The sequence below is a fragment of the Pseudolactococcus yaeyamensis genome, from assembly GCF_054658615.1.
Genome location: NZ_BAAGGP010000101.1, coordinates 1 through 8,228, shown reverse-complemented (window position 1 = coordinate 8,228; position 8,228 = coordinate 1). Strand labels below are relative to the sequence as shown.

Sequence of the window (8,228 nt, the reverse complement as noted above, 5' to 3'; positions counted from 1 at the left end):
AACGTATCTTTCATCTCGTGAATCTTCTATAATCATAAATTTTTCTTGTAGTGTCATATTGTTCTCCTAATGGCAGTGTAGCACTTTTGGTTAATTTTTCAAGACTAATTTATGAAACGACCGTGCTATAAACAGCAGATGTGTTGAAATTTTGATTGAAATGATGAATTTGAACTCAAAGATAACCCCTTTAGATACTCGTTTCATTTTTTTGTGTAAGACAGGTAATCTGATAAACCCAGATTATTTAAACAGCTATCTTAAAAGAATTGGGAAAAAGGCTCAGATAAAAAACAAAAACCCAGAAGATTTTTCTAGCCATATGTTAAGGCATTCTCATATTAGTTTATTAACTGAGCTAGGTGTGCCACTCAAGGTTATTATGGAAAGGGTGGGTCATAAATGATGAGAAAACGACCTTACAAATTTATACTCATGTCACTCAAAGTATGAAGTTTGATTTAAGTAATAAGCTGGAAAGTATTTGAATTTAGAAACTAACCAAAAGTTGTGGTTAGCATGAAGAATACCGAAGAATGTAAGAGTATCAAGAAGTTGCTTAATGCTTATGAATAAAGGTGTTCAGAGTATGTTAGGGAATATAAGAGAAAGGATATGTGGTATAATAAATCTATGACAATTTATAATTTCAAAGTAACCAACAATAAAGGAGAGCTAGTCTCTCTATCTGACTATGAGGGGCAAGCCCTTTTAATCGTCAATACGGCGACAGGCTGCGGTTTTACCCCACAATACAAAGGCTTGCAAGCCCTTTACGATACTTACAAGGCGCAAGGATTCACGATTTTGGATTTTCCTTCTAATCAATTTGGCGGACAAGCGCCTGGTAGCTCAGAAGAAATCGCCGAATTTTGTGAATTGCGCTACCACACGACTTTTCCACAATTTGCGAAAATTGATGTCAATGGTGAAAACGCGGATCCACTTTATACTTACTTAAAAGGTGAGCAAAGAGGTGCGCTGACATCAAATGGAATTTTACGAAATTCCTAGTGGATAAAAATGGTAAAGTCGTGAAACGCTATGGTTCAGCTAAAAAACCTGAAAATATCGCAAAAGATATCGAGGCGATACTTTAAACGCTCATTTGGGCGTTTTTGTGTTATAATAAATATATAGAAAACGCTTACAAATAAAATTGTCAAAAGAATGGAGCAAGAGTATGAATAAAGAACAAATGGTCTACAAACTCAAGCAACTCGGACATAATCAAGCTAAAATTGCTGAAATTTTTATCGGTAATCAAGAATTTCACCGTGCTGAAATTGCCCAAACCAAACACATTATGTATGAAAACTTTGCGGAATTATTGGAACATTGGTTGGAGGACGAAAAAGAGCACATGGGTGCATAATAAAAAGGAGGCTGAGGCAAAAGGCCTCTAAAAAATAAGCTATGACCGATTTTCAATGTCAATTGAACTCGGTCATAGTCTATTTTTGCATCCCTTTTCGAAAAATTTTAAAGAAGGGCTATTTATCGTTAGATAAAATACCAATTTCGTATTCTTTTGCCAAAACAATACGAAATTAGTCAAAAAACGTAGATTTCGTGCGAAATTGGTATTCTTTTGTCAAAACAATACGAAATTCACATAAGCCCTGTTACGATTAAAAATGTCTAATCGAATAGATAGGATATTGGTTAATCTCTGATAACGATTAATCCTAGAGCAAAGATGGTGATTATTAAATGTCAAAAGAAAAGCAAACGATACACACATCAAATAGCGTGGATCAGTTTACTTTTTCATATCACTTTATTGAGGTCTTTCTAAATCAAACAAATCCCCTAATTCAGCATAGGTATTGCCGGCAAGTCTTGCAATGGGCTGAAAGGCATCTGGCTTGACATAGAATTTTTCAGTATCAAATACAGCATCAGAGAAAGCAAAATTGGTGATTTCAAGCAGCATGAGATTGCTGACAACATAGCCATTAGATTCAATTGGTATATGTTTGAATAATTTAGCTTCAAATCGGATTGGCGCATTGATAATAGATGGTACGCTAACTGTTCGAGACGGTTCAGTTGGAATGTCGAAAATCCTAACCTCACTCATTTGACTCGGCAAGCTGGCTGCGGTTTGATTCATCGCTTCAACGTTATCCGGTGAGATGAAGTGGATGACTGCCTCTTTTGTTGCCAACAAGTTATTGACGGAATCTTTTTGTCCTAACATCGAGATGCTGACCAATGGTGGTTGGCTACTGACAACGTTGAAGAAACTGAAAGGTGCAGCATTAACGACGCCATCGACTGATTGCGTGGTCACCCAAGCAATAGGTCGTGGGATGACACTACCTGAAAGTAGTTTATAGGCTAGATAAGGATTGTGACGATTAAGTTCATCAGTCGTGAAATTTTTCATGAAATTGTCCTTTGCTAATGAAAACGACGACATGAGTCGTCATTTTCAAAATCTACTTGATTTATTTATCGCTTGGAATGGCTTGTGGTTTGTGAGCCAAAATACGGGAAATTGTCCAGATGTCATTGTCATCACGTTTGTCATGGGCATCTGTAGTATCTAGTGGACGTAGGCGAGCGGCAGTTGCTGCTTTAACCGCTTCATCCCCAGGAAAAAGATGGGGTGGTAAGCTGAGGTCGAGACCAGCTTCTTCTTTAGTTTCATCAATCCAGAAACCGCTTGTCATCAAGGCTTCTTCGTAAGAATCAACTTTACCTGCACCAGATTTAGCCATATCAAGGGCACCAATTCCCGGTGTGTCTGTCGCTAATTCAAATAATACTTGAGGAGCGACGCGGAAATATTCACTCGAGAAGTAGAAGCGGTCAACCAATCCAGAATCAGGGAAACGGAAAGATTTAATACGCTCAATCCAATAGCTAAGACTTTCAGGGTCTTTCACGCGAAGTGCTAAATGATGAATATTTCCAAAACCTTGCCAAGCAACACCTTCATTTGGGGCATCTTCAATAATGAGTGTTGCGCCATTGCCACCTTCAGCGAGTTCATATTGATGAAAGGCGCCTTCATCACCTGTTTTACGGAAACCTAAGACTTTATCTAACACTAAATCCATATGTTCGTAGTTGGCAACTTTGACAAAGACTGGGCCAAGTCCTACGATGGCATGCTCATCAGGTACATTTGATAATTGCCAAGGTTGTCCTGCAGGTACACCGACATTTGTTTCGTCTGAAATGAGTTGATATTGTTGGCCGTCAAAGTCTTCAAATTCGACAAATTTCTTGCCAAAACGTGTTTTAATTTCACCATGAATGACTTCTGCTTGGTCGAAACGTGCCAACCAGTAAGTCAAGGAAGCATCAGATGGCACACGGAAAGAGGCGCGGTCGATATTATTAGTCCCTTTTGTTCCTTTAGGGATGCCAGGAAAATCAAAGAAGGTCATATCAGTGCCAGCATTACCATCCTCATCCGTGAAGTAGAGATGATAAGTTTCATAATCGTCTTGGTTGACGGTTAGTTTAGCAAGTCGCAAGCCTAAGATATTAGTAAAAAAATCATAGATATGTTGGGCGCTGGAACTGATGGCAGTGACATGGTGAATGCCACCAAGTGGGTAACGTTCGTCAATTTCAATTGTTGAATCTTTCATGGTAATAAGCTCCTTTTTATAAATCAGTTAAAAACATCTGTTTACACTTGTAAACTTTAGTCGTAAGTTCATGATAAACTATTTTAAAAAAGAGTGCAAGTATTTTGACTTGACTGAATCACTCAATATATTTACCCTTTGAAAAGAGTTCAGAATTGAAATTTTTTGAGATTTTGTTAGAATAGACCTATATGATAAAAGAACAATTTTATGTGTTTATGCTAGGCACAATCATTTACGCTTGGTTTTTTGCGGATGCTCTCTTGACAGGTCATCTTTTCTTGTTGAGCTTCTGGAGCTTTTTGTTATTCCGAAAATTAAGATTCGCTTATCGTGCGGATTGCTGGAGTCGTTTAAATAGTAAATAGGATAAGCAGTGACAGTTTTGTCATGCTTTGAAAAAAGCTCTGACACCATTGACAGGTCTCAGAGCCATTTTTTGAGGGAAATTTCGCCTGAAGATAGGACTTTGACTAGTCCATCAGAATTGACAATTAGCTCGCCAGTTTCTGTTAAATCCGTCGCAGTCCCGATAATTGTGCGGCCATTTTCTTCGAATTCGACTGTTTTACCAAGGATGAAAGAATGCGATTTATAGATATCGAAAAAGTCTTGACTATCGCTTAACCGATTAAATTGTGACCAGATTTCAGCAATTAAGGCGTCACATGTGATGGTCGGTGTTTCATGTGTAAAGAGAGACCCTGCTTTTTCTCTCAGCTCGATAGGGAAGTCAGTAATATTGAAGTTTAGACCGACCCCAATAATGATTGAGTTGCTTGACAGCAGATGTTCGACTAAAATGCCACAGATTTTTTTATTATCCAGATAAATATCATTGACCCACTTGACTAGTGGTTTTTTTGTCGTTAAATTTTCGATAGCTGTCAGGACGGCAGCTGCTGTTAAGATAGTATAGTCCTTGACGTCTTCCGATATTTTAAGGACAAGCGACATATAGATGCCATCACCATTGGCGGCAAAATATTGCCGACCAAAGCGACCACGCGTTTGTGTCTGCATCTCAGCGATGAATAATTTTTTATCAATTAGGTCATTTTTGGCATCAAGTTGTGTTGAGGTGGTTTCAGCTACGACGGATACGTCTGTTAGCCAAGGATTTTGGGCTAGAATCGGTTCTCTTTTAATCATGCTTAAATTATATCACGGAATTAGCCAGAAATGATGGCGAAAAAAAGTTGGACGTGGTAGAATAGGAGTGTTACTTTCCGAAGGTGGTTTTTAAGAGTACCTCTTAATTTTCCAAAAACCGTTTCCTGTAACCGAAAAACTAGAAAGTAGGGGAAAAAATGATGTCAGAAAAAAATCTATTTACCAGCGAAAGTGTGTCAGAAGGACATCCAGATAAAATCGCCGATCAAATATCGGATGCGATTCTTGATGCGATTTTGATGCAGGATCCAGATGCTCACGTTGCTGCTGAAACAGTGGTTTACACGGGTTCTGTTCATGTGTTTGGTGAAATTTCAACGACAGCTTATGTCAATATTGACGAAATTGTCAGAAATACGATCAAAGAGATTGGCTATACTGATGCTAACTTTGGCTTTGACTACAAAACAGTTGGCGTTCATCCATCTATCGTGGAGCAATCACCAGATATTGCCCAAGGGGTCAATGAAGCGATTGAAGTTCGTGGTGCTGAAAAACAAGATGAGCTAGATTTAATTGGCGCGGGCGACCAAGGTTTGATGTTTGGTTTTGCTAGTAAAGAAACGCCGGAATATATGCCACTTGCGATTTCACTCTCGCATCAACTCGTTAAAAAATTAGCTGATTTGCGTAAATTAGGCGAAATTGCTTACTTACGGCCAGATGCTAAAAGTCAAGTCACTGTCGAATATGACGAAAATGACGTTGCGAAACGCATTGATACGATTGTCATCTCAACCCAGCACGCACCTGAAGCGACCAATGACCAAATCCATGCGGATGTCATCAAAAAAGTCATTAAAGCAGTGATTCCTGCTGAGTTATTAGATGATAAAACAAAATATTTCATCAATCCGACAGGTCGTTTTGTTATCGGTGGTCCTCAAGGAGATTCAGGCTTGACGGGCCGTAAGATTATTGTCGACACTTATGGTGGCTATGCACATCATGGTGGCGGTGCCTTCTCAGGTAAAGACGCGACGAAAGTTGACCGCTCAGCCTCATATGCTGCACGCTATATTGCCAAAAATATTGTTGCTGCAGGTCTTGCTGAAAAAGCTGAGATTCAGCTTAGTTATGCGATTGGTGTGGCACATCCGATTTCGATTCATGTGGAGACATTTGGCACTGGGAAAGTCTCATCAGAGCGCTTAATCACAGCCATTCGTGAAAACTTTGATCTGCGTCCTGCTGGGATTATTAAAATGTTAGATCTCAAGCGCCCAATTTATCGTCAGACGGCTGCTTATGGTCATTTCGGTCGAACTGATGTCGCATTACCATGGGAAAGATTAGATAAAGTTGCTATTTTGCAATCGCTTTTGTGAAATGTCTGATAATATGATATAATAAATTCGTATGTATTAAGTTAAAACTTAAAACTACGAATTTTTTAGGCATCCCTAAAACTCTAGGATAACGAAGATGTTTAGAAATTGATAACAAGTCAGGCTTGTCAAGGGGGAATAAAACTTCGAAATTGACGAACTGACGGATAAATTGAATTTTAAACGTTCTTTTGAATATAGAAGTTTTACGATGATCTGATATTAGAATAATGAGGAAATCAATGATGGAAGCACTAATTGCTGGTTTCATTGCCTTGTTGATTGGATTAGGAATTGGTTTTGTTTTCCGCAATGCTCAACTAAAAAGCACTCAGGCAGATAGTCAGAGCTTAATTGAAAATGCTGAAAATAAGGCGAATGAACTCACAAGACAGGCTAAGATTGAGTCTGAAAACCTGAAAAAGGAAGCTGAAAATCTGAGAAAAGAAAAGATTTTAGAGCTGAAAGAAGAGGGTCAAAAACGTCGTGAGTCGATAGAAAATGAATTTGCAGAAACTCGGACTGAGTTAAAAGAAACTGAGAAACGTTTGAAACAACGTGAAGAAATCCTTGATCGTAAGGATGATACTTTAACGCGTAAAGAACAATCTCTAGACTCAAAAGAAGAAAATCTATCAAACAAAACTAACACGCTCAACAAGCGCGAAGAAGCATTGTCGCAAATTGAAGCAGAAAAGGCTGCAGAGCTTGCGCGGATTGCAAGTCTGAGCCATGATGAAGCAAAAGAAATTGTCCTGACTCAAACCAAAGAAGACTTATCAAAAGAAATGGCACAATTGATTCGCACGAGTGAAGAAAAAGCGATGGTCGAAGCAGATAAAAAAGCCAAAAACATTATCACTTTGGCCATGCAGCGGGTATCGGGAGATTTCGTGAGTGAGCAGACGGTTAGTGTTGTGACACTGCCTGATGATGGCATGAAGGGACGGATTATTGGTCGTGAAGGTCGTAACATCCGTACTTTTGAAGCTTTGACAGGTATCGACGTGGTTATCGATGATACACCAGAAGCTGTTATCTTATCTGGTTTTGATCCGATTCGTCGTGAAATTGCGCGCTTAACCTTGGAACAGCTAGTTCAAGATGGTCGCATTCATCCCGCACGGATTGAAGAATTGGTCGAGAAAAATCGGAAAGATTTGGATCGCAAAATTCGCGAATACGGTGAACAAGCTGCTTTTGAAGTTGGGGCGCATACCTTGCATCCTGACCTCATGAAAATCATGGGTCGCTTACATTTCAGAACTTCTTATGGTCAAAATGTGCTCAACCACTCGATTGAAGTGGCTAATCTTGCGGGTAATCTTGCCGGTGAGATGGGTGAAAATGTGACGCTGGCTAAACGTGCCGGTTTCTTACATGATATCGGTAAAGCACTAGACCATGAAATTGAAGGGAGTCACGTTGAAATCGGAACTGAATTGGCCAAGAAATATAAGGAAAATCCAGTTGTAATCAATGCGATTGCCAGTCACCACGGCGATGCTGAGGCAACGAATAATATCTCAGTCTTGGTTGCAGCAGCGGATGCTTTATCTGCAGCTCGGCCAGGAGCTCGTCGTGAATCAATTGAAAACTACATCAAACGCCTGCAAAACTTGGAAGAAATTTCAAATGGCTTTGATGGTGTTGAGACATCATTTGCTTTACAAGCCGGCCGTGAAATTCGTGTGATGGTCAATCCAAACAAATTGTCTGATGCTAAGATGACTGTCCTAGCGCATGACATCAAAGAAAAAATTGAAAATGATATGGACTATCCAGGCAATATCAAGGTAACCGTTATCCGTGAAACACGTGCGATTGACTACGCCAAATAAAACGAGTGTCACCCAGTGAGGTGGCGCTTTTTTGATTAGCAATCAATCAGCTACCAGTTAAAAAACGTATTTTACTTAGTTTGAATGAACCACGGTCGTTTCATAAACTTTTTATTACGTCAGTCAATATCTTCTCATTCACCAAGCATTTCAATAGATTCTGCTTGACACTAACCCTTTTATTTACTTGTTTCAAATAAGTACGATGAGCTAAAATAGCGAGTTTTCTAAACACATTCAAAACTTTTTGCGCATTCTCTGAGATGACCTGACACTCA

General features: G+C 39.2%; 8 protein-coding genes and 1 pseudogene. 6 read left to right on the top strand and 3 right to left on the bottom strand.

Annotation, left to right across the window (positions count from 1 at the left end):
• Positions 1-127: 127 nt before the first annotated feature.
• The 3 genes and pseudogenes from ACYQ21_RS13795 to ACYQ21_RS13785 all read left to right on the top strand — a co-directional run bounded on the left by ACYQ21_RS13795 (position 128) and on the right by ACYQ21_RS13785 (position 1,375).
• Positions 128-406 carry a tyrosine-type recombinase/integrase gene (locus ACYQ21_RS13795; protein WP_460059104.1) on the top strand — a complete coding sequence of 93 codons (279 nt, stop codon included), beginning with the start codon at positions 128-130 and terminating at the stop codon, positions 404-406.
• A 227-nt stretch (positions 407-633) separates the two neighbouring features.
• Positions 634-1,100: pseudogene (locus ACYQ21_RS13790) on the top strand (glutathione peroxidase).
• Between the two features lie 83 nt (positions 1,101-1,183).
• Positions 1,184-1,375, top strand: a complete 192-nt coding sequence (locus tag ACYQ21_RS13785; RefSeq protein WP_003137349.1) for a hypothetical protein — start codon at positions 1,184-1,186, stop codon at positions 1,373-1,375.
• 405 nt (positions 1,376-1,780) lie between these two features.
• On the opposite strand, the gene ACYQ21_RS13780 is transcribed toward ACYQ21_RS13785, so the two are convergent.
• Together ACYQ21_RS13780 and ACYQ21_RS13775 are read right to left on the bottom strand one after the other, a co-directional pair.
• Positions 1,781-2,392, bottom strand: coding sequence for a flavin reductase family protein (locus ACYQ21_RS13780; protein WP_460059100.1), 612 nt, complete (start codon positions 2,390-2,392; stop codon positions 1,781-1,783).
• A gap of 61 nt (positions 2,393-2,453) precedes the next feature.
• The gene (locus ACYQ21_RS13775; RefSeq protein WP_460059099.1) at positions 2,454-3,608 is read right to left on the bottom strand and encodes a ring-cleaving dioxygenase; all 1,155 of its coding nucleotides are present in this window, start codon (positions 3,606-3,608) and stop codon (positions 2,454-2,456) included.
• A 191-nt stretch (positions 3,609-3,799) separates the two neighbouring features.
• On the opposite strand from ACYQ21_RS13775, the gene ACYQ21_RS13770 reads away from it, so the two are divergent.
• Complete coding sequence (locus ACYQ21_RS13770) at positions 3,800-3,976, top strand: DUF3272 family protein (RefSeq protein ID WP_460059097.1); 177 nt, start codon at positions 3,800-3,802, stop codon at positions 3,974-3,976.
• 58 nt (positions 3,977-4,034) lie between these two features.
• On the opposite strand, the gene ACYQ21_RS13765 is transcribed toward ACYQ21_RS13770, so the two are convergent.
• Positions 4,035-4,760: a biotin--[acetyl-CoA-carboxylase] ligase gene (locus ACYQ21_RS13765; RefSeq protein ID WP_460059096.1), complete on the bottom strand. Its 726-nt coding sequence runs from the start codon at positions 4,758-4,760 to the stop codon at positions 4,035-4,037.
• A gap of 161 nt (positions 4,761-4,921) precedes the next feature.
• Between ACYQ21_RS13765 and metK the strand changes: the two genes are divergently transcribed.
• Complete coding sequence (metK, locus tag ACYQ21_RS13760; RefSeq protein ID WP_460059103.1) at positions 4,922-6,109, top strand: methionine adenosyltransferase; 1,188 nt, start codon at positions 4,922-4,924, stop codon at positions 6,107-6,109.
• A 245-nt stretch (positions 6,110-6,354) separates the two neighbouring features.
• On the top strand, positions 6,355-7,950 hold the full coding sequence (gene rny / locus ACYQ21_RS13755) for a ribonuclease Y (RefSeq protein ID WP_460059102.1): 1,596 nt from the start codon (positions 6,355-6,357) through the stop codon (positions 7,948-7,950).
• Positions 7,951-8,228 lie beyond the last annotated feature (278 nt).

Coding starts and splice junctions, on each gene's coding strand:
- ACYQ21_RS13785 (WP_003137349.1), top strand. CDS start 1,184: ATGAATAAAGAACAAATGGTCTACAAACTCAAGCAACTCGGACATAAT.
- ACYQ21_RS13780 (WP_460059100.1), bottom strand. CDS start 2,392: ATGAAAAATTTCACGACTGATGAACTTAATCGTCACAATCCTTATCTA.
- ACYQ21_RS13775 (WP_460059099.1), bottom strand. CDS start 3,608: ATGAAAGATTCAACAATTGAAATTGACGAACGTTACCCACTTGGTGGC.
- ACYQ21_RS13770 (WP_460059097.1), top strand. CDS start 3,800: ATGATAAAAGAACAATTTTATGTGTTTATGCTAGGCACAATCATTTAC.
- ACYQ21_RS13765 (WP_460059096.1), bottom strand. CDS start 4,760: ATGATTAAAAGAGAACCGATTCTAGCCCAAAATCCTTGGCTAACAGAC.
- metK (WP_460059103.1), top strand. CDS start 4,922: ATGTCAGAAAAAAATCTATTTACCAGCGAAAGTGTGTCAGAAGGACAT.
- rny (WP_460059102.1), top strand. CDS start 6,355: ATGGAAGCACTAATTGCTGGTTTCATTGCCTTGTTGATTGGATTAGGA.